The 19,693-nt window shown below is 66.5% G+C and carries 21 protein-coding genes and 1 riboswitch; of the genes, 4 read left to right on the forward strand and 17 right to left on the reverse strand.

Annotated elements, in window-relative coordinates; all coding sequences use genetic code 11:
- Window positions 1-59 precede the first annotated feature (59 nt).
- The 9 genes from ACN0T5_RS05245 to ACN0T5_RS05285 form a co-directional block, all read right to left on the reverse strand.
- Window positions 60-644 carry a hemerythrin domain-containing protein gene (locus ACN0T5_RS05245; protein ID WP_417767564.1) on the reverse strand — a complete coding sequence of 195 codons (585 nt, stop codon included), beginning with the start codon at window positions 642-644 and terminating at the stop codon, window positions 60-62.
- The gene (locus tag ACN0T5_RS05250; RefSeq protein WP_417767565.1) at window positions 641-1,354 is read right to left on the reverse strand and encodes a cysteine hydrolase; all 714 of its coding nucleotides are present in this window, start codon (window positions 1,352-1,354) and stop codon (window positions 641-643) included. Before ACN0T5_RS05250 ends, ACN0T5_RS05245 begins: the two co-directional genes overlap by 4 nt.
- 15 nt (window positions 1,355-1,369) lie before the next feature.
- The gene (locus tag ACN0T5_RS05255) at window positions 1,370-1,840 is read right to left on the reverse strand and encodes a MarR family winged helix-turn-helix transcriptional regulator (protein ID WP_417767566.1); all 471 of its coding nucleotides are present in this window, start codon (window positions 1,838-1,840) and stop codon (window positions 1,370-1,372) included.
- A gap of 145 nt (window positions 1,841-1,985) precedes the next feature.
- Entirely contained in the window at window positions 1,986-3,578 is a 1,593-nt protein-coding gene (gene gcvPB, locus ACN0T5_RS05260; protein WP_417767567.1) for an aminomethyl-transferring glycine dehydrogenase subunit GcvPB, read from the reverse strand.
- Window positions 3,575-4,921 (reverse strand): aminomethyl-transferring glycine dehydrogenase subunit GcvPA, encoded by a 1,347-nt coding sequence (gene gcvPA / locus ACN0T5_RS05265; protein WP_417767568.1) that lies wholly within the window; start codon window positions 4,919-4,921, stop codon window positions 3,575-3,577. The genes gcvPB and gcvPA overlap by 4 nt, the downstream gene beginning before the upstream one ends.
- A gap of 1 nt (window position 4,922) precedes the next feature.
- Window positions 4,923-5,420, reverse strand: coding sequence for an OsmC family protein (locus tag ACN0T5_RS05270; RefSeq protein ID WP_417767569.1), 498 nt, complete (start codon window positions 5,418-5,420; stop codon window positions 4,923-4,925).
- Window positions 5,421-5,425: 5 nt separating this feature from the next.
- Window positions 5,426-5,797: a glycine cleavage system protein GcvH gene (gene gcvH, locus ACN0T5_RS05275; RefSeq protein WP_417767570.1), complete on the reverse strand. Its 372-nt coding sequence runs from the start codon at window positions 5,795-5,797 to the stop codon at window positions 5,426-5,428.
- Between the two features lie 70 nt (window positions 5,798-5,867).
- Window positions 5,868-7,010, reverse strand: a complete 1,143-nt coding sequence (gene gcvT, locus ACN0T5_RS05280) for a glycine cleavage system aminomethyltransferase GcvT (protein WP_417767571.1) — start codon at window positions 7,008-7,010, stop codon at window positions 5,868-5,870.
- Window positions 7,011-7,204: 194 nt separating this feature from the next.
- A riboswitch (glycine riboswitch) is annotated at window positions 7,205-7,297 on the reverse strand.
- 124 nt (window positions 7,298-7,421) lie between these two features.
- Entirely contained in the window at window positions 7,422-8,030 is a 609-nt protein-coding gene (locus tag ACN0T5_RS05285) for a hypothetical protein (protein WP_417767572.1), read from the reverse strand.
- Between the two features lie 318 nt (window positions 8,031-8,348).
- Here ACN0T5_RS05285 and ispH point away from each other — a divergent pair, with 318 nt between their 5' ends.
- Genes ispH through rnhA form a run of 4 tightly spaced genes read left to right on the forward strand, consistent with a single transcriptional unit; the run spans window position 8,349 to window position 11,418 of the window.
- A complete protein-coding gene (gene ispH / locus ACN0T5_RS05290; protein ID WP_417767588.1) occupies window positions 8,349-9,299 on the forward strand; it encodes a 4-hydroxy-3-methylbut-2-enyl diphosphate reductase in 951 nt (316 codons plus the stop codon).
- A 22-nt stretch (window positions 9,300-9,321) separates the two neighbouring features.
- Complete coding sequence (locus ACN0T5_RS05295; protein ID WP_417767573.1) at window positions 9,322-9,954, forward strand: LysE family translocator; 633 nt, start codon at window positions 9,322-9,324, stop codon at window positions 9,952-9,954.
- A gap of 46 nt (window positions 9,955-10,000) precedes the next feature.
- Entirely contained in the window at window positions 10,001-10,966 is a 966-nt protein-coding gene (thrB, locus tag ACN0T5_RS05300; RefSeq protein ID WP_417767574.1) for a homoserine kinase, read from the forward strand.
- The gene (rnhA, locus tag ACN0T5_RS05305; RefSeq protein WP_417767575.1) at window positions 10,963-11,418 is read left to right on the forward strand and encodes a ribonuclease HI; all 456 of its coding nucleotides are present in this window, start codon (window positions 10,963-10,965) and stop codon (window positions 11,416-11,418) included. Before thrB ends, rnhA begins: the two co-directional genes overlap by 4 nt.
- Before the next feature lie 38 nt (window positions 11,419-11,456).
- Here the strand turns inward: rnhA and ACN0T5_RS05310 are convergent, their stop codons facing one another.
- The 8 genes from ACN0T5_RS05310 to ACN0T5_RS05345 all read right to left on the reverse strand — a co-directional run bounded on the left by ACN0T5_RS05310 (window position 11,457) and on the right by ACN0T5_RS05345 (window position 19,583).
- On the reverse strand, window positions 11,457-11,789 hold the full coding sequence (locus ACN0T5_RS05310) for an ArsR/SmtB family transcription factor (protein ID WP_417767576.1): 333 nt from the start codon (window positions 11,787-11,789) through the stop codon (window positions 11,457-11,459).
- Window positions 11,770-12,222, reverse strand: a complete 453-nt coding sequence (locus ACN0T5_RS05315) for an SRPBCC family protein (RefSeq protein WP_417767577.1) — start codon at window positions 12,220-12,222, stop codon at window positions 11,770-11,772. Before ACN0T5_RS05315 ends, ACN0T5_RS05310 begins: the two co-directional genes overlap by 20 nt.
- 139 nt (window positions 12,223-12,361) lie before the next feature.
- On the reverse strand, window positions 12,362-15,235 hold the full coding sequence (locus tag ACN0T5_RS05320) for an EAL domain-containing protein (protein ID WP_417767589.1): 2,874 nt from the start codon (window positions 15,233-15,235) through the stop codon (window positions 12,362-12,364).
- 64 nt (window positions 15,236-15,299) lie between these two features.
- Window positions 15,300-15,986 (reverse strand): GNAT family N-acetyltransferase, encoded by a 687-nt coding sequence (locus tag ACN0T5_RS05325; RefSeq protein ID WP_417767578.1) that lies wholly within the window; start codon window positions 15,984-15,986, stop codon window positions 15,300-15,302.
- 18 nt (window positions 15,987-16,004) lie between these two features.
- Entirely contained in the window at window positions 16,005-17,300 is a 1,296-nt protein-coding gene (locus ACN0T5_RS05330) for a M16 family metallopeptidase (protein WP_417767579.1), read from the reverse strand.
- Window positions 17,300-18,709: a threonine synthase gene (thrC, locus tag ACN0T5_RS05335; protein ID WP_417767580.1), complete on the reverse strand. Its 1,410-nt coding sequence runs from the start codon at window positions 18,707-18,709 to the stop codon at window positions 17,300-17,302. Before thrC ends, ACN0T5_RS05330 begins: the two co-directional genes overlap by 1 nt.
- Window positions 18,706-18,900, reverse strand: a complete 195-nt coding sequence (locus tag ACN0T5_RS05340; RefSeq protein ID WP_417767581.1) for a hypothetical protein — start codon at window positions 18,898-18,900, stop codon at window positions 18,706-18,708. Before ACN0T5_RS05340 ends, thrC begins: the two co-directional genes overlap by 4 nt.
- Window positions 18,901-18,983: 83 nt before the next feature.
- Entirely contained in the window at window positions 18,984-19,583 is a 600-nt protein-coding gene (locus ACN0T5_RS05345; protein ID WP_417767582.1) for a YqgE/AlgH family protein, read from the reverse strand.
- Window positions 19,584-19,693: the final 110 nt, after the last annotated feature.

Raw genomic sequence — 19,693 nt, forward strand, 5'->3', positions numbered from 1 at the left:
CGGACAGACCGGCCGGGGGCGGTTTCGTTTGGACCGTCTCGCGCGCGGCGGCATGCCGGTCAGCCGACGCCGAGTTCCGTTTCTCCCCGCTCCAGAACGAGCGGCACGATCAGGTCCTCCTCGTCCTCCAGATGGCGCATGAGGCCGGAAATCAACCGCCCGCTGTCTTCCGCGTAGAGATCGGCGGCCCGGCGGATGCGATCCCGGTCGCCGCCGGAGAGCAGGCCGAGCAGGTCATTGGCCCGGGAGACAACCGTCCCGATACGTTCGTGGATCAGTTCGTGATCGCCTTCCAGGATCTCGAACCCACGCAAGAGCCGCGTCTCGGCCGCCATGAAGACCGGGAAATAGTGCTGGTCCTCGATCATGTGGTGGTGATGCAACTCGCCCAGAAAATGCTGCAGGCGCGGTGCCAGGAAGCCGCCGAAACGCTCCGCCGCGATCTCGCCCTCGCGAAAACGGCCGAGCGCCTCTGACAGCGTTTCCCCGAGCGTTCGAAACCCGTCGTGGCGCGACAGCCAGAACAGCATCAGGCCGCCAAGGTTGTCGTGGCTCTCCCACGTGCCACGCGGATGTTCCTCAAGAAGGAAACGCAATTCGCCGGGCAGGCCGGTTCGCGTGTCGAGGTCGGCAAGGTTCGTCATCGGGATCCCGTGCTTTCAAGGGACATGTCCCGCCCAGGATGGGGCATCCCGCGTTCCACGCAAGGCGCAAACCGCACGTTGCGCGCGGCAAGCGCCGCCTTCTCGCGCAGCCAGCGTCGAGGGTCCGCTGTCAGCGAGCCGGCCTCGTCGATCTCAACAGCATAGCCGCGATTGCGCGCTCCATGAGCGGTCTGGGCAACACAATGGGCAAGGTCGAGCCCGACAAGGCGGAGCCGGCCGACGCCCGCCTCGTCCAGCAAAAGCTCCAGCTCGCGGTTCGAAAAGCCGTCGCCGACATGCTTGACAAGCACATGGGCACCCTGGGTGTCGAGTGCCCGATCGATGCGCTGGCCCGCACGCCCCGGATTGCCGGCACCGCCAAGCAGCAGGCTGGCGACAAGCCGCACCGGCCATTCCCGGAACTGCTGGCGCAGGAAGATCACCGGCGCGCCTTCCTCGTGCGCGGCATGCACCAGATCGCGCACACGGGAAAGCGCGTCATCACGCGCGCCCGTGTCGAAGGCGTGCTTTCCCTGCGCACGGGTGAAGTCTTCCTGCATGTCGATGACAAGGAGAGCCCGACCTGGCCGCGCCGCGATGTCAATCAAGGACCCGGTCGTGGGCCGCGCCAACCGCCGCGCAGTGGCCTGGAAGACCAGAAAAAGCCCGATGAGGACGGCGATGAGCAGTCCGGCCAAGGCAAACCACATGAACCTTCTCCTTCGTCAGCCGATCGGCCCGGGCCGATCGGGATCGTCCTCGTATGCCGCGAAATGGGCGAGGCATGCGGAGAGCACCCGTGCGGCCGCCTCGACATCGCCGGCATCAAGATCCGAGGCCAACGGCGCGAGGAATGCCTGCTCGCGCGACCGGATCCGTTCGAAGAACGCCGCGCCCTTGTCCGTCAGCGCGGCGACGGGCGAGCGGCGATGGGCCGGATTGGGATGCTTGGCGACAAGGCCGGCAGCCAGCAATTCGTCCATCCATTTCTGCACGTTCTGACGCGGCAGGAAGAGCGCGCGACCCGCTTGAGGAACGGTGGCCGGCCCGCCTTCGGCCAGACAGGCCAGAACCGCACGCGCGCCGACGCCGATCCCCGTCCCCTCCAGATGCGATGCAACCGACCGCGCCACACGCCGATGCAGCGGCCGGATTGTCTGGAGCAGATCATAAAGCGCGATGTCGGAGGCTGGCATGGCTGTGCCCTGAATGACATTTCACATGTCTATATGACATATAGAATGTCATTTTATTCTGCAAGTCCTCCAACCATGCACCCACAACGCAAAACGCCCGGCACAAGGCCGGGCGCTGGCATTCTTCAGCTGTCGGATCAGCCGGCTATTCGGCCGCCTGCGGCTGCACCTCCCGCGCTGCCGGACGCTCCCACTTGAGCACCGGATTGCGCGCCGCGCGCGTCTCGTCGAGACGGCCGCGCGGGGCGTGGAACGGCGCGCCCTTGAAACGGTCCGTCTCGCCCTTCTGCGCGCTCATGACGAGATCGCGCATGGTGGCGATGAAGAGATCGAGCGAGGAGCGGCTTTCCGATTCCGTCGGCTCGATCAGCATCGCGCCGTGGACGACCAGCGGGAAATACATGGTCATCGGATGATATCCCTCGTCGATCATCGCCTTGGCGAAGTCGAGGGTGGTGACGCCGGTGTCCTTGAGGAAGCTGTCGTCGAACAGCACCTCGTGCATGCACCAGCGCTGGCCGAAGGGCAGGCTCATCAGGTCCTTCAGGCCGACGCGCACATAGTTGGCGTTGAGCACCGCATCTTCCGAGGCCTGCTTCAGGCCGTCGGCGCCGTGGCTCTTCATGTAGGCGAGCGCACGCACATACATGCCCATCTGGCCGTGGAAAGCGGTCATCCGGCCGAAGGGCTGCTCGCCGTCCTTCAACTCGCTCTCGCTTTCCACCCAGGTTACGCCGTCACCCTCCTTGCGCAGGAAGGGCAAGGGCGCAAAGGGCGCCAGCCGATCGGAAAGCACCACGGGGCCGGCACCGGGACCGCCGCCGCCATGCGGGGTGGAAAAGGTCTTGTGCAGGTTGATATGCATGGCGTCGACGCCAAGATCGCCCGGACGGGCCTTGCCGACGATGGCGTTGAAGTTCGCCCCGTCGCAGTAGAAATAGCCGTCCGCCGCGTGGATCGCCTCGGCCATCGCGATGATGTCGCGCTCGAACAGGCCGCAAGTGTTCGGGTTGGTGAGCATGATGCCGGCGATGTCGCCCTCATGCTCGGCGATGCGCGCCTTCACCGCCTGCGGATCGACCGTGCCGTCCTCGCGCGCCTCGATGGAGACAACCTTGTAGCCAAGGAGCGCGGCCGTCGCCGGATTGGTTCCGTGGGCGGATTCCGGCACCAGAACGACCTTCGGATCGCGTCCGGCGGCCGTATGCGCCGCCTTGATCGCCATCATCCCGCAAAGCTCGCCATGGGCGCCGGCTTTCGGGCTCATGGCAACCGCGGACATGCCGGTCATGGTGACCAGCCAGTGGGCAAGCTCGGCGATCAGCTCGACCGCGCCCGGCACGGTGGAGAGCGGCTGCATCGGGTGGATGTCGCCGAAGCCCGGCAGCCGCGCCATCTTCTCGTTGAGGCGCGGATTGTGCTTCATCGTGCAGGAGCCGAGCGGGTAAAGCCCCGCATCGATGGCGTAGTTCTTCGAGGACAGGCGCACATAGTGGCGCATCGCCTCCGGCTCGGTCAGCGCCGGCAGGTCGGGCACCGCCTTGCGTGCGTGGCTGCCCAGCGCCGGCGTGAAGTCCTCCGGCTCGTCGAGATCGACGCCGCACACATCCATGCGGCCGGTCTCGAACAGCAACGGCTCTTCCATGGCCAGCGCCTTGTTGCCGGTGAAGGTCTCGCGCTCGCTGGTGATCGCCGTCTCGACCGGTGCGGACGGACGGCCCTGATTGTTCATGCTCATGCCAGCACCTCCTTCAGCGCCGAGACGAAGGCCGCGCGGTCCTCGTCCGAATTCACCTCGCTCGCCGCGACGAGAAGCAGGTTTTCCAGATCGCCCTTGCCCGGCTCGAGACGCGAGACCGGCACGCCGCCCAGGACACCCTTGTCGGCCAGCGCCTCGACGACGCCGTGCGCCGGCATCGGCAGCTTCACGGTGAACTCGTTGAAGAACGTGTCGTTGACCACCGAGACACCCGGCACGGTCTCGAGCATTGCCTTCAGCTTCACCGCGCTGGCGTGGTTGATCCGGGCGAGCTTCGCCAGGCCATTGCCGCCGAGCAACGTCATGTGAATGGTGAAGGCGAGACAGCAGAGCCCGGAATTGGTGCAGATGTTCGAGGTCGCCTTGTCGCGGCGGATATGCTGCTCGCGGGTCGACAGCGTCAGCACGAAACCGCGCTTGCCGTTGGAATCGACCGTCTCGCCGCACAAACGGCCCGGCATCTGGCGGATGAATTTCTGCCGGGTGGCGAAAAGACCCACATAGGGCCCGCCGAAATTGAGGCCGTTGCCGATCGACTGGCCCTCGCCGACGACGATATCCGCTCCTTGCGCGCCCGGGGATTCGACCAGGCCGAGCGACACCACCTCGGTGAAGACGGCGATCAGCAGCGCGCCGTGGGCATGCGCCTTCTCGGCGATCGGCCTGAGGTCGATCAGGTGTCCGTAGACCGAAGGCGACTGAACGACGACGCAGGAGGTCTCGTCATCGATCGCGGCAAGGATGTCCTCGGTGCCGGCCGGATCGGCGCCAAGCGCCTCGACCCGGTCGCCGGCCATCGAGCTCAGCCCCTCGACCACCTGCCGGTAGTGGGGATGCAGCCCGCCGGAGAGCACCGCCTTGTTGCGGCGCGTCACCCGGTGCGCCATCAGCACCGCTTCGGCGGTGCCGGTGGAGCCGTCATACATGGAGGCATTGGCGACCTCCATGCCGGTCAGCGCGGCAACCTGGGTCTGGAACTCGAAGAGATATTGCAGCGTGCCTTGCGTCACCTCGGGCTGGTAGGGCGTGTAGGAGGTGAGGAATTCCGAGCGCTGGATCAGGTGGTCGACGCTCGCCGGCACATGGTGCTTGTAGGCGCCGGCGCCGACGAAGAAGGGCACCGAGGACGCCGCGACATTCTTCGCCGCCATGCGGCTCATGTCGCGCTCCACGGCGAACTCGCCCTGGCGGCGCGGCAGGTCGAGCAACCCGTCGATGCGGGCGCTCTTGGGAATATCGACGAAGATCTCGTCTATGCCGGAGATCCCGACCCGCGCCAGCATGTCGGCGCGGTCGGTCTCGGACAGCGGCAGATAGCGCATGTCACGCTCCTTGGGAGTTGTCGGCAAGAGTGGCGGGGGCGGCCTCGACCACGATCTCGCTCTTGACGGAATTGGCGATGAAACAGGCCTCGTGCGCCTTGTGGTGCAAGGCATCGAGCCGTCCGGCATCCGGGAGGGCGGTGCCGGCGAGCACGATCTCGGGACGCAGCACGACGCGGGTCACCGCCATCTTGCCGGGGGCGACCCGCTCCATCACGCCTTCGGCCCGGTCGCGATAGCTGTCCACGACCAGACCGTCGCGACGGGCAATGTCGAGGAACCACAGCATGTGACAGGAGGATATGGCGGCAACGAAGGCCTCTTCCGGATCGACCGCCGCCTCGATCGAATGCGGCAGGGGCACGACGCTCGGCGAGGCCGAAGCCGGGATGGTCGTGCCCCCGTCGAAGGACCAGTCATGGCCGCGGCTGTAGGCATTGGCGGCGAAATCGCCATCACACCGCCAGTTGACGTCCGCCCGGTAGAGATGCTTCGCCATGGTGCTCAGAGCCCCTCGATATGAGCCTTGTAGGCGGCTTCGTCCATCAGGCCCTCGAGCTGCCCGGCATCGGCGATGCGGATCCTGACGAACCAGGCCGATCCTTCCGGATCCTCGTTGACCTTGCCCGGCGCATCGGCCAGCGCGTCATTGGCCTCGACGATCTCGCCGTCGAGCGGCGCATAGACCTCGGAGGCTGCCTTGACGCTCTCGACGACAGCCGCCTCGTCGCCCTTCGAGACCTTGCGGCCCACCTCCGGCAGTTCGACGAAAACGACGTCGCCAAGCTGCTCCTGGGCATAGGTGGTGATGCCGACGGTGGCGCCGTCTCCGTCGATGGTGACCCACTCGTGATCTTCGGTGTAACGGGTGCTCATGACTTTCTGGTCCTCCGGAAGGGCCTTGTTCTGGCCGGTTCAGGTCAATGCAAATCTTGAAGACGACCGCTCAGGCGGCCGGCTTGCGGTAGTAGCGCTGCTGGACGAAGGGCATGGCCGCCACTTCGGCGTCGAGTTCGCGGCCGCGCACGACGAGTTTCACGGGCGTGCCGGGGGCGGCATGGGCGGCATCGACATAGCCCATGGCAATCGGTGCGCCGAGCGTGGGGGCAAAGCCGCCGGATGTCAGCACGCCGATCACCGGGCCGTCGGGCGAGCGGATTTCCGCGCCCTCGCGCGCCGGGGCACGCCCGGCAAGCGTCAGGCCGACGCGAACGCGCCCGGCGCCCTTGGCAAGTTCGGAGAGAATGCGCGCCGCGCCGGGAAAGTCGCCCGCGTCCTTGCGCCGCTTCTGCAGCACGAAGGTGATGCCGCCCTCGACCGGTGACGTCGTCTCGTCGAGGTCGTGGCCGTAAAGGCAGAGCCCGGCCTCGAGGCGGAGCGAATCGCGGGCGCCGAGGCCGACCGGGCCGACACGCTCGTCGGCGAGCAGCGCACGGGCCAAGGGTTCGGCAGCACCGGCAGGAACCGAAATCTCGTAGCCGTCCTCGCCGGTATAGCCGGAGCGCGAGACATGCACCGCGATGCCGTCGAACTCCATCTCGGCCGCGCCCATGAAGGCAAGGTCGGCAGCAGCCGGCGCGTGCGAGGCCATCACCTCGGCTGCCATCGGGCCCTGCAGCGCGATCAGCGCGCGGTCCTCGATCGGCTCAAGGCGGACATTACCGGGCAGGCCGGCTGCGATCATGGCGTAATCGACATCCTTGCGCGAGGCGTTGACGACCAGATAGAGGCGGCCGTCGTTTTCCGCGCCCAGCGGGCGGGTCACCATCAGGTCGTCGACGATGCCGCCATCGGCATTGAGCAGCACCGTGTAGCGCTGGCGGCCGGGCTTCAGGCCCGCGACATCGGAGGGAACCATCGTTTCCAGGGCCCGTGCCGTGGTCTCGTGGTCCGGTCCGACGAGAAACGCCTGACCCATATGCGAGACATCGAACAGGCCCGCTTTCTCGCGGGTCTGGGTGTGTTCCGCGATGATGCCGGCGGGATACTGCACAGGCATTTCGTAGCCGGCGAACGGCACGAGGCGGGCGCCCAGCTCGCGATGCAGGTCTGTCAGCGGCGTTGAAAGAAGCGTCTCGGCATCGGCCATAGCGGTCGTCCTGGCTCTAGAGGGTCTGGTGACGCGAACACGGTCTCGTATCCACGCACCCCCTCTGTCCTGACGACCTGAGAGATTTCCCGCCCGGCGCACGGCCCGTGGCCGGCGCCCCAGAAGAAAGGCGGTTACTCCTTCGGTGAGAACACACGCATCTTGCGATGCGTCATCCTGCTTTCCAGAGCGTTGCTCGACCTGCGGTCCTTTTGCCTGAGAGTTTCCGGGGCGGTTGCTCCTTCGGCGCCGACGCCCGTGGCATCGACCTCTCCCGCAGTTCGTCCAGACGAAACGGAAACGACAACCTGTCATTCCGTCCTCGCCGGTGGCGCACAACGTCTACGCCACCAGAAATCTTACCTTGCGTCGCATTGTCGACAGCCCGTGCCGGACTGTCAACACGCCTTCCTATTGCCGCCGTTTGGCGTTCTCGTCCAGCGCAATCTGAACCTTGATCGAAGGACCCTGGGGAACAACGAAGTTTTCCTCCACAAGGGCCCATTGTTCGGCGGGCGCCCCGGCACCGAGCGTGACAGGCACGGTGAGCACCCGCGTCTCGGGCTTGGCCCTGGCGTTGCTGTCGTCGAGATTCTGGTAGGTGACGCGGATCGGCAGGAAGATCTCGCCGCCCTGGAAGGCGGGGCCCGGCGTGACGCGCCCGGAAACGCCGAGCGTCATCTTCACCTCGCCGCCTTCGCGACGGCAGCGGCGTGCCCAATTCTCCAGGCTCGCCTGATAGATGAGCGCGCGCGGGTCGTCGTCCTTGCCGCGCTGGTGGTGCGTGACAAAGTAGCGCCCGGCCTCGACCTCGAGCGGCGGACAGGGAACGTCCTTGACGAAGATCGACGGGTCGATGTCGTCAACGACGGACTTGCCCGATGCGTTGCCGGAGATCACCGTCTTGGCGATGTCATTGCCGACGCTCGAAACCTCGCCGCCGCCGCATCCCGCGACGACCAGCCCGAGCGTCAGGGTGGCGACCTTGCCGGAGAGACGGATCCATTCGGCCTGCTGCATGCCAGTCTTTCCCAGTTCTGATTGTCTCGATACGCGTATCCAGCGCCCGTCTATATCAGGGCCATGACGGCTTGGCGAGACAAAGGCCGGGGCCCGGACCGCCGTGCGCTGCCGGCCTCACGGCTGCTCCTCCCCGCGCCCCTTGACACACCCTGCCCCCGTACCTCTATTGCCGGTAAGAGGCACGATACGCATGCCGGCTGTCAATTCCGCCGGCGCAACGCGGACAGGCAAGGAGGCCCGGGCTTGGCGTCTACATCCCAGGCGAACACCAGATCCCGGACGAAGACCGGCGAGGCGACGCACACGCGGCCGCCGCTGACCGTGATGTTGTGCGCGCCGCGCGGCTTTTGCGCCGGTGTCGACCGGGCGGTGCAGATCGTCGAACTGTCGCTCGAGCGTTTCGGCGCGCCGGTCTATGTGCGGCACGAGATCGTCCACAACAAGTTCGTGGTGGAAAGCCTGAAGGCCAAGGGCGCGATCTTCGTCGAGGAACTCGACGAGATCCCCGCCGACCATGTCGACCGGCCGGTCGTCTTTTCCGCCCATGGCGTGCCGAAATCCGTGCCAGCGGATGCGCAGGCGCGCAACATGTTCTATCTCGACGCCACCTGCCCGCTGGTTTCCAAGGTCCACAAGGAAGCGGAGATCCACCACCGGCGCGACAGGGAGATCGTGCTGATCGGCCATGCCGGCCACCCGGAGGTGATCGGCACGATGGGACAGCTTCCCGAAGGCTCCGTCCAGTTGGTGGAAACGGTCGAGGACGCGCGCCGCTTTCAGCCGGCCGGCGACCGCGCGCTTGCCTGGATCACCCAGACGACGCTGTCCGTCGACGACACGGCCGAGATCGTCGCCGTCCTGACGAGCCGCTTCCCCGATATCGTCGCGCCGCACAAGGACGACATCTGCTACGCCACCACCAACCGCCAGGAAGCGGTCAAGGCAGTGGCGCCGCAGGTCGACGCGCTGATCGTCGTCGGAGCACCCAACTCGTCCAACTCGCAGCGCCTGCGCGAGGTTGCCGAGCGCGCCGGTTGCCCGAAGTCGGTTCTGGTCCAGCGCGCGACGGACATTCCCTGGGACGAGCTGCCGCCGCTTGCGCGCCTTGGCATCACCGCCGGCGCCTCGGCTCCCGAAGTGCTTGTCGAGGAAATCATCGAAGCCTTCGCCGCGCGCTACGACGTGCATGTCGAAAGCGTCCGCACGGCCGAGGAAACCATCTCCTTCAACCTGCCGCGCGCACTGCGCGAGGCTGCGGCCGAATAGGCCCCGCGGAAAGGACCACAGGATGGAATGGCTGGGCGTTCTGGGCGCGGTGTTCGCGATCTTCATTCCCGCGCTCGTCTTGCCGGGTCCCGATTTCATCGCCGTGGTGCGCTCGTCCATGGCCCACGGCACGCGGCACGGGCTGCTGACCACCCTGGGCGTTTCGGCGGGACTGGGATTTTATGCCGGCCTCTCGCTGCTCGGCCTGTCCGCCGTTCTCATCGAATACCAGTGGCTGGCTTTCGCCCTGCGCATTCTCGGCGGCCTCTATCTCGCATATCTCGGGATTCGCCTGCTGTTCACCCCACCGGCGCCGATCGAGATCGGCGCGGCGAACGGTGACCAGGGCAGGACGCCCCTCGTCTTCGGATTTCTCGTGACGCTGACCAATCCGAAGGCCATCGTGCTCTTCACCAGCGTCTTCGCAACGTCCGTGACCGGCGACATGCCCTACTGGGTGATGGGAGCGATGGTCGCGCTGGTCGTGCTGTCCGCCGGCACATGGTACACGCTCGTCAGCCTGTTCATGTCGTCGGCACCCGTCATCCGCCGCTTCTCCCGCGCGAAACACTGGATCGAGCGGGCCGCGGGTGTCTGCTTCATCGGCATTGGCGGGCGCATTCTCGCCGACAGCCGCACGCCCCTCACCCCCTGAGGCACCTCCCACGGCAGTTCGACACTTCAAGGACACTGACGCAGACATGGCTGTTTACACGGATGTATCCGACGAGGACCTCGCGGAGTTTGTCGCCGGATACGAGATCGGCGGCGTTCTCGCGCTGAAGGGCATCGCAGAAGGCGTGGAGAACTCCAACTATCTGCTGCACACCCAGTCGGGCTACTACATCCTGACGCTCTACGAAAAGCGGGTGGAACGCGGCGACCTGCCGTTCTTTCTCGAGCTGATGCGCCACCTGGCGACGCGTGGCATCTCATGCCCGCAGCCGGTCGTGGACCGCTCGGGCTCCATGCTGGGCGAACTCGCCGGCCGGCCGGCGGCGATCATCTCGTTTCTCGACGGAATGTGGGTGCGCCGCCCCAGACGCGAGCACTGCACCGCCCTTGGCGAGGCGCTCGCCCGCTTTCACCTGGCGGGCGCCGATTTCCCCATGTCGCGGCCGAACACGCTTTCGGTCGGGAACTGGCGGCCGCTGCTCGAGGGCTCTCTCGATCAGGCCGACACGATCGTCGAGGGGCTCGGGGCGGAGCTCTCCGCCGAGCTCGACCACCTGGAAAGCCGCTGGCCGGAAAAGCTTCCCGCAGGCGTCATCCATGCCGACCTTTTTCCCGACAACGTGTTCTTTCTCGGCGAGGACCTGTCGGGCCTGATCGACTTCTACTTCGCCTGCAACGATGCCTTCGCGTATGACGTCGCGATCTGCCTCAACGCCTGGTGCTTTGAACCGGACCTTTCGTTCAACGTCACCAAGGCCCGCGCGCTGCTCAACGGCTACCGCTCCGTGCGCGGGTTCACCGATGCGGAGTTCGCCTCGCTGCCGCTGCTGGCGCGCGGTGCGGCCTTGCGCTTCCTGCTGACCCGGCTGCATGACTGGCTGCGCGTGCCGGAAGGCGCGCTGGTGACGCCGAAGGATCCGCGCGAATACCTGCGAAAGCTGCGCTTCCACCAGGGCGTGGCGACGGCCTCCGACTACGGGCTGGTCTCGTGACGGCGGAGAACTCCCAGCGCGTTTCCATCCATACCGACGGCGCGTGTTCGGGCAATCCCGGTCCCGGCGGCTGGGGCGCTCTGCTGCGCTTCGGGGCGCATGAGCGGGAGCTTTGCGGCGGCGCGGCGGACACGACCAACAACCGGATGGAACTGACCGCCGCGATCGAGGCGCTGAACGCCCTGAAACGCCCCTGCGTGATCGACCTGCACACCGACAGCACCTATGTGCGCGACGGCATCACCAAGTGGCTGTTCAACTGGAAGCGCAATGACTGGCGCACCGCCGACAAGAAGCCGGTGAAGAATGCCGACCTCTGGCAGGCGCTCGACACGGCGCGCAAGCGGCACGAAGTCGTCTGGCACTGGGTCAAGGGCCATGCCGGCCATGACGACAACGAGCGTGCCGACGAACTTGCCCGCAAGGGCATGGCGCCTTTCAAGAAGAAGTAGACCTGCAAAACGGCGCGCCGCCCCGCTTGGGAGCCTGGTCAATCCTCGACGAGGTTGCGCAACCGTTCGGCCGCGTTGCCCCATTGCCGCGACGCCCGCTCCAGGTAGCGGCCGGCCTCGGCCAGTCCGGACGGACGGACGGCAAAGCGGTTCTCTCGCCCGGTACGCGTGCTGGAGACCACGCCGGCGGCCTCCAGCACGGCAAGGTGCTTGCTGACCCCCTGCCGGGTGAGGCCGGTGCCGCGCGTCAACTCGACGACCGACTGCGCGCGCCCCTCGATCAGCCGGGTCAGCAGCATCAGACGGGTTGTGTCCCCGAGCGCCGCAAACACCGAGGCAACGGGGGACGTGTCAGGCGGAGCTGGCGACATGGCTGGCAATGTTTTCCGCCTGCATGTTCCAGCCTTGCGTATTTCCCCGCAAGACCTCGATGCGCCGATGGTCGGAAAGGGCCTCGAAGCCGCTTTCGGTAATCGTCAGCAAGGTTCCTCCCTCCACCTGCTCCAGCCGGAACTCGACCAGCGTTGCAGGCTGGTCGGCGATGGGTATGTCGGACTCATCGTCGAAATCATGCCATCTGAAGGAAAGCAGCCTTTCGGGCTCCACCTTTTCCACGGTGGCCAGCCACGGATAATGCTCGTAGCCGGGATAGGTCATCCTGCCGGTCGAGACGGCACCGGGTATGAAAGGCCCGTCGAGCCTGACCCGAAACCATTGACCGAACTCCTCGTGATCAGACAAGGCACGCCAGACACGCGACACCGGCGCCTTCAACTCGACTTTCTTGACAATCCGATCCGTCATTGCGCAACCCTCCGGTTGCCTTTCATCTTGCACAAGACGAACCGGAAAGGCAACCATTTGGTTGCCCTTTTGTATCCCGACGGCCTGCCACCACCTCGCGTCGCGCCGGACAGCCGGCGGCGAGGCGGCTTCCCGCAGTTCACGCCCGCAGGGCGTCCATTTCCGCTTGCAGAAGCCTGGTCGCCTGGGCCGCTTCCATCGGCTGGCCGAAGAGGAAGCCTTGCGCGTATTCGCAGCCGAGCTGGTGCAGTTCGAGCGAATCGGACTCCGTCTCCGCCCCTTCCGCCACCACCTGCATGCCCAGGTCATGCCCCAGCGCCACGATGGAGCGCAGGATGACCGGACGCGCGCTGCGCCCGTTCGAACGCACGAAGGACTGGTCGACCTTGATCGTGTCGAAGCGGAAGCGCTGCAGGTAGCTGAGGCTCGAATAACCGGTGCCGAAATCGTCCAGCGACAGCCCCGCGCCAAGCGCCCTGAGCCGTTCCAGCATCCGGGCGGAATATTCCGGATTGGCCATGACGACCGATTCCGTCAGCTCCAGCTTCAGCGTGCCCGGCGCCAGCGACGAGCGCGACAGCACCGACTTCACATCGTTGATCAGGTCGTGGCGCAGCAGCTGCAGGGAAGAGATGTTGACGCTGGCAAAGAGCGGCACCGGCAGGCGGAACGACTGTTGCCATTCCGAGAGCTGGCGGGCGCCGCGATCGAGTACGAACAGGCCAAGCTCGTTGATCAGGCCGGACTGTTCGGCGACGGGAATGAATTCCACCGGCGAGATCGCGCCCCGGCGCGGATGGTTCCAGCGCGCCAGAACCTCGAAACCGGCGATGGACCGATCCGCCAGCCGGACGATCGGCTGATAGTAGACCGTGATGCCGTCCGTTTTCAGCGCCTTGCGCAGGTCCGCTTCCAGCTCGATGCGGTTGACGCCGCTGGTCTGCAGCGTCGGCCGGAAGACCTCGACCCGGTCGCCGCCCAGGCGCTTGGCGTGGTTCATGGCCATGTCGGCTTCCCGCACCAGGTCCGCTGCGCCCGTGTTGTCGGCCTCGTAAATGGCGATCCCGACGGACGCTGTCAGGAAGACCTCGCGCTCGCCGAAGGTGATCGGCGAACGGACCGCCCGCCGCACCGCGTCCGCGAAGGCTGCGACCCGGTCGGCCGACTGCTCGGACAGGAGCAGAAGGCCATACGTGTCGCCGCTCAGCCGGGCCAGCGAATCCTGCGGCTTGAGCTGGCGCGACACGCGCCGGGCAATGGTCAGGAGAATGCTGTCGCCGGCCGACAGGCCGATGGAATCGTTGACCTGCTTGAACCTGTCGAGATCGATGATCAGCACCGACGGACGGCCGAGCCCTTCGGCGCGTGCCCGGGCAATCGCCGCGTGCATCCGGTCCATGAACAGTTCGCGGTTCGGCAGGCCCGTCAGGTTGTCATGCACCGCGTCGTGCAGCAGGCGCTCCTCGGTCACCTTCTGGTCGGTGATGTCGAGCAGCGTGCCGACGCAGCGGATCACCTCGCCGTCGGAGCCGACGATGGGCCGGGCCCGCAGGCGGAACCAGCGGAAATGGCCGTCGTCAGCGCGCAGGCGGAAGGCCTGCGAGATGCGGCCCCGGCGCTGGTCGATGACCGCGTCGAGCGTGCCGCGGAACGTGTCGCGATCCTGCGGATGAAGAATGTCCAGCCAGTCGCGCGCGGGACCTTCCAGCAGACCCTGCTTGAGGCCAAGCAGGTCCTCCACCTCGTTGCCGGTGGAGATCCGGTCGCGGTCGATGTCCCAGTCCCAGATGATGTCGCCGGAACCGGTGAGCGCGAGAGCCCGGCGCTCGACGTCCGAGATCAACCCTTGCGCGATGGCGCCGCCGGCAAAGGCATGCTGCATCACCGTGAAGCCGATGAGCAGCACCACCAGCACCAGCCCGCCGGCAAGCGCCGGCTGGACGATGTCGTTGGCAAGCGAGCCGGTCACGGTCATGCCGGCACCGATCAGCCAGGACAGGAGCAGGACCCAGGTCGGCACCAGCATGATCGCCCGGTCATATCCCTGCCAGGCGAGCGTTGCGATCACGGCGAAGCCAAGCACGCCGATAATGCCGAGCGAGATGCGCGCGATGCCGGCGGCAACCGAGGGATCCCAGACCGCGACGCCGAGCAGGCCGAGCACCAGGATCAGCGTCGCCAGGGCCAGGTGGCTGTAGCGGATATGCCAGCGGTTGAGGTTCAGATAGGCGTAGAGGAAGATGATCAGGCTCGCCGCCAGCGCCACTTCCGCACAGGCCCGGTACAACTGTTCCTCGCCCGGCGTGATCTGCAGAACCTTGTTCCAGAAGCCGAAATCGATGGTCAGATAGGCCAGGACCGACCATGCCAGCACGGCGGTCGCGGGGAACATGATTGTCCCCTTGACCACGAACAGGATCGTCAGGAACAGGGCCAGCAGGCCGGAAATGCCCAGGATGATGCCGCGGTACAGCGTGTAGGCGTTGACCGTGTCCTTGTAGACGTCCGGCTCCCACAGCCGCAATTGCGGCAGGCCGGGCGTGCGCAGCTCGACCACATAGGTGACGACGGCGCCGGGATCGAGCGTGATCAGGAAGACGTCCGCCTCCTGGCTCGACTGGCGCTCGGGGGCGATGCCCTGGCTCGGCGTGATGGAGGCGATCCGCGAGGCTCCGAGATCCGGCCAGATAAGCTGGGAACCGACGAGCTGGAAGAAGGGGGCCACGATCAGCCGGTCGATCTGCTCGTCGCCGGGATTGGACAGCGCGAAGACCGCCCAGCTCGTATTGGCGTCATCGCGGGAGTTCACCTCGATGCGCCGGACGATCCCGTCGGCACCGGGAGCCGTGGAGACCTGCAGGCTCGGCCCCTCGAAAGGATAGCGATCGACCGCGCCGGTCAGGTCCATGGCGTCACTGCGCACCGGCACCTCGACAGCCTCGATGGCGCCCGCCGGAGCGAGCGCGTAAAACCACGCCGTGAGCGCGAGCACTAGGATGTTGAGAAAACGCAACCGGCTTACCCGCTCAGATTCGGCTTTCACGAGGTGTCGGACACATATCGGCATCCACCTCATCTCACAAGATTTCTTTCTCGCCGGCCAACACACCCGCCTGCACCCGCCAGACCGGAGATTGTCGAGGCTGAATATCGGCGACGATATCGCCGGAGGCCATGTCGCTTGAAAGCCTGGCGAAAAGAAGATGATCTTGCCACTTGCCGGCGATCCGCAGGTAGTGGCGGGCGTAGCCTTCACGGGAGAAACCGGCTTTTTCAAGGAGACGCTGCGAAGCGGCATTGTGGGGCAGGCACGCAGCCTCGACGCGGTGCAGCGCAAGCTCGCCAAACGCGAAGGAGAGCAACGCGCGCACCGCCTCGCTCATGTAGCCCCGGCCTGCATGAGTGGCCCCCATCCAGTAGCCGAGCGAACAGGCCTGTGCGACGCCGCGGCGGATGTTGGACAGTGTCGCGCCGCCCACCAGCGCCCCGTCCTCCTCGCGAAACAGGAAGAAGGGATAGGCGCGATCCTCCCGGATCTCGCGGGCATAGCGACGCAACCGACGACGATAGGCAGCGCGCGTCAATTCGTCCTCGGCCCATTGCGGCTCCCAGGGTTGCAGGAAAGCGCGGCTTTCCTCCCGCAACGCGGCCCATTCCGGAAAATCATGCGGTTGCGGCGCCCGCAGGTGCACGGCGGTCTCGCCCTCGCCGCCGCGCAGGATCCTGGCCGTCTCCGTCGTGGCGAAAGCCCTGAGCAACGACATCGCCGCCTCCTTGCGGGATCAGGCGCCGACCGCGCGCGCGGGCCGGGTGCCGAGCCGGGCACCGACCGCATCCGCGTCGAGGGCATGCGGCAGGTCGCCGCCTTTCGGGCCAACAACGGAAAGTGTCGGCGCGCCGGCGAAGGTTTCGGCCGCCACCTGGCGCACCGTTGCAAGCGTCACCGCGTCGACGCGGGCCTGGATATCCTCCGGCGAGAGCACCTCGCCATGGATCATCAGTTGCCGGGCGATCTGGCCCGCGCGCGCCGCCGGGCTTTCAAGCGACATCATCAGGCCGGCGCGGATCTGTGCCTTGGCCCGGTCGATGTCGGACTGGGTGATATCCTGCGAGGCACGGCCGATTTCGTCGACCAGAACCGGAAACAGCTCCGCGATGTCCTCTTCGCCGGTCGCCGCGTGAATGCCGAACAGGCCGGTGTCCTGGAACGCCCAGTGAAACGCGTAGATCGCGTAACAGAGGCCGCGCCGCTCCCGGATTTCCTGGAAGAGCCGCGACGACATGCCGCCGCCCATCACCGAGGCGAGCACCTGGATCGAATAGTAGTCCGGTGCCCGGTAAGGCTTGCCCTCGAAGCCCAGCACCAGCTGGACCTCCATCAGGTCGCGCTCGATCGCGGCACTGCCGCCGACATAACCGGCGGGATGCGTGATCGCCGCCGATTTTCCCGACAGGCCACCGAGATGGGTCCGCGCCAGCTCGACGATGACGTCATGGTCAACAGCGCCGGCCGCCGAAAGCACCATGTTCTCCGCCCGGTAATGCTCGGCCAGATAGGACCGCAAGTCGTCCGGCGTGAAGGACATCACCGTTTCGCGCGTCCCGAGGATCGGCCGGCCGATCGGCTGCTGCGGCCAGGCGGTTTCCTGGAACTGGTCGAAAACCTTGTCGTCGGGGGTGTCGTGTGCGGCGCCGATCTCCTGCAGGATCACGTGTTTCTCGCGCACCAGCTCGGCCGGATCGAAGCTCGAGTTCTGCAGGATGTCGGCGAGCAGTTCCACCGCCAGCGGCACATCCTCGGCAAGCACCCGGGCGTAGTAGTTGGTGTGCTCGACACTGGTCGACGCGTTGAGCTCTCCGCCGACCGCCTCGATCTCCTCGGCGATCTGCTGGGCGCTGCGGGTCGCGGTGCCCTTGAAAGCCATGTGCTCGAGCAGATGGCTGATGCCGTTCTGCTCCGGCGTCTCGGAGCGCGAGCCCGCGCTGATCCACACACCGAGCGCCGCGGTTCGCAGGTGCGGCATGGTGTCGGTCACCACCGTCAGTCCGTTTTCAAGCCTCGTCACGCGTACCTGCATCAAGACACCTCCAGGCCAACGGCGCGCGCTTGACGCAGGACGTGGTCTTCAACGGACTGGCGGTCGCCGGCAACGCGCTCGAAGCGTTCCGGCGCCGTCATCATGGGTTGCAATTCAGGCGGCAAGGCGGGGCGCACCCCGCAGGCAGCCTCGACCGCGTCGGGGAATTTCGCCGGATGGGCGGTCGCCAGCACCACCATCGGCGTGTCGCTGTCGGCCTGCCGGGACGCCACCTCGACACCGATCGCGGTATGGGGATCGAGCAGGTAGCCGGTCTCTTCATGGGTGCGGGCGATCGTCGCCGACGTCCCCGCCTCGTCGCAGCGACCTGCATCGAAGCCGGTACGGATCGCATCGAGCGGAGCCGCTGCAAGCTCGAAGCGGCCCGACTGGGCAAGCCGCGCCATCAGCGAACGGATTTCACCGGCATCCCGGCCATGGGCCTCGAACAGGAGCCGTTCGAAATTGGAGGAGATCTGGATGTCCATCGAGGGCGAGATGGTCGGCACCACGCCGCGCGTCTCGTAGGCACCGCTTTCCAGCGTCCGGGCGAGGATGTCGTTGGAATTGGTGGCGATCACCAGACGGTCGATCGGCAGGCCCATGCGGGCAGCCACATAGCCGGCGAAGATATCGCCGAAATTGCCGGTCGGCACGGTGAAGGACACCGGACGATGCGGGGCGCCGAGCGCCGCGCCGGCAACGAAATAGTAGACCACCTGGGCAACGATCCGCGCCCAGTTGATGGAGTTGACGCCGGCCAGTTGCACCCGGTCGCGGAAGGCCGCGTGGGTGAACATGCCCTTCACGATCGCCTGGCAGTCGTCGAACGTTCCGGCAAGCGCCAACGCATGGACATTGGCCTCCGCCGGGGTGGTCATCTGTCGGCGCTGCACGTCGGAGACGCGCCCGTCCGGGAAAAGGATGAAGACGTCGGTGCGCTCGCGGCCCCGGAACGCGTCGATGGCCGCGCCGCCGGTGTCGCCGGAGGTGGCGCCGACGATGGTGGCACGCTGGTCGCGCTGTTCAAGCACATGGTCCATCAACCGCCCGAGCAGCTGCATGGCGACGTCCTTGAAGGCAAGCGTCGGACCGTGAAACAGTTCCAGCACGAAACGGCCGGGCGCAATCTGGACAAGGGGCGTGACCGCCGGATGGCGGAAGCCGGCATAGGCCTCGCCGATCATCCGCGAGAGATCATCCGCCGCGATGTCGTCGCCGACGAAAGGCCCGATCACCGCCTGCGCGACCTCGGCATAGGGCCGGCCGGCAAAACCCGCGATGGTCTCCGGAGAAAGTTGCGGCCATGTCTGCGGGACATAGAGCCCGCCATCGGCGGCAAGACCGGTCAGAAGCACGTCGGCAAAACCGAGAACCGGCGCCTCGCCCCTTGTACTCACATATTTCACGACGGCGACATCCTCCAGGGGTCGTTGGCCGGCTGGACGGCCATGATCTTCTTCTGCCCGGCTTCGGCCGGCCCCGGCAAGGGCGAACTGCCAGAACGGGTGAACCGGAGACGGGTGCGCGGGTCGCCCGGGTCGGAGAGACCGCCCGTCGCGGCGCTGTCCCGCAGTCCGGAACCACCTGCTGCATCCATGCGCACCCTAGCTCCGCACTCGGGCACGGGCAAGACGCGATGCTGGGCAGCAGGGTGCACCGGAACAGGCGGCGGGCGGCGCCTCAGGCGTGTCCCGCCTCGCTGGACAACATCGCCGGATCTATCCCGATCTTGGCGAAGGCGCGGTCCCAGCGGCTGTCGAGCGGCGCATCGAAAATGATCGCCGCATCGGCCGGCCCCGTGATCCACCCGTTTTCCTGTATCTCCGTCTCCAGCTGCCCCGCCCCCCAGCCGGCGTAGCCGAGGGCCAGCATCGCCTGGTTCGGCCCGCGGCCTTCCGCGATGGCGCGCAGGATATCGAGCGTCGCGGTGAGGCAGATACCGTCCTGGATCGGCATCGTCGAGTTGGCGATGACGAAGTCGCCTGAATGCAGGACGAAGCCCCGTCCGGTCTCGACCGGCCCGCCGCGGTGCACCTGCATCCGGTTCGCAGGATCGGGCAACCGGATATCGCCCTCGTCAGCGATGATCTCGAGCTGGCGCAGGAGATCGGGAAAGGTGAGGCTCGGCGCCCGCTGGTTGAGCACGATGCCCATGGCCCCTTCCGCGGAATGGGCGCAAAGATAGATTACCGAATGGGCAAAGCGCTCGTCCGCCATCTGCGGCATGGCAATGAGAAGCTGGCCGGCCAGCGAAACATCGAACCCGGCATCATCCTGCATGCCAGGCGTCTCCGCGTAACAGCCCGAAACGAACCGGATCGAGGCGTATCTGGACGGCGGCATCGCCGACCGGGGACGTGTCCTGCGGCCCTGTCGCGATCACCCGCACA

Origin of the sequence: Stappia sp., assembly GCF_048261845.1 — a bacterium.
GTDB lineage: Bacteria > Pseudomonadota > Alphaproteobacteria > Rhizobiales > Stappiaceae > Stappia.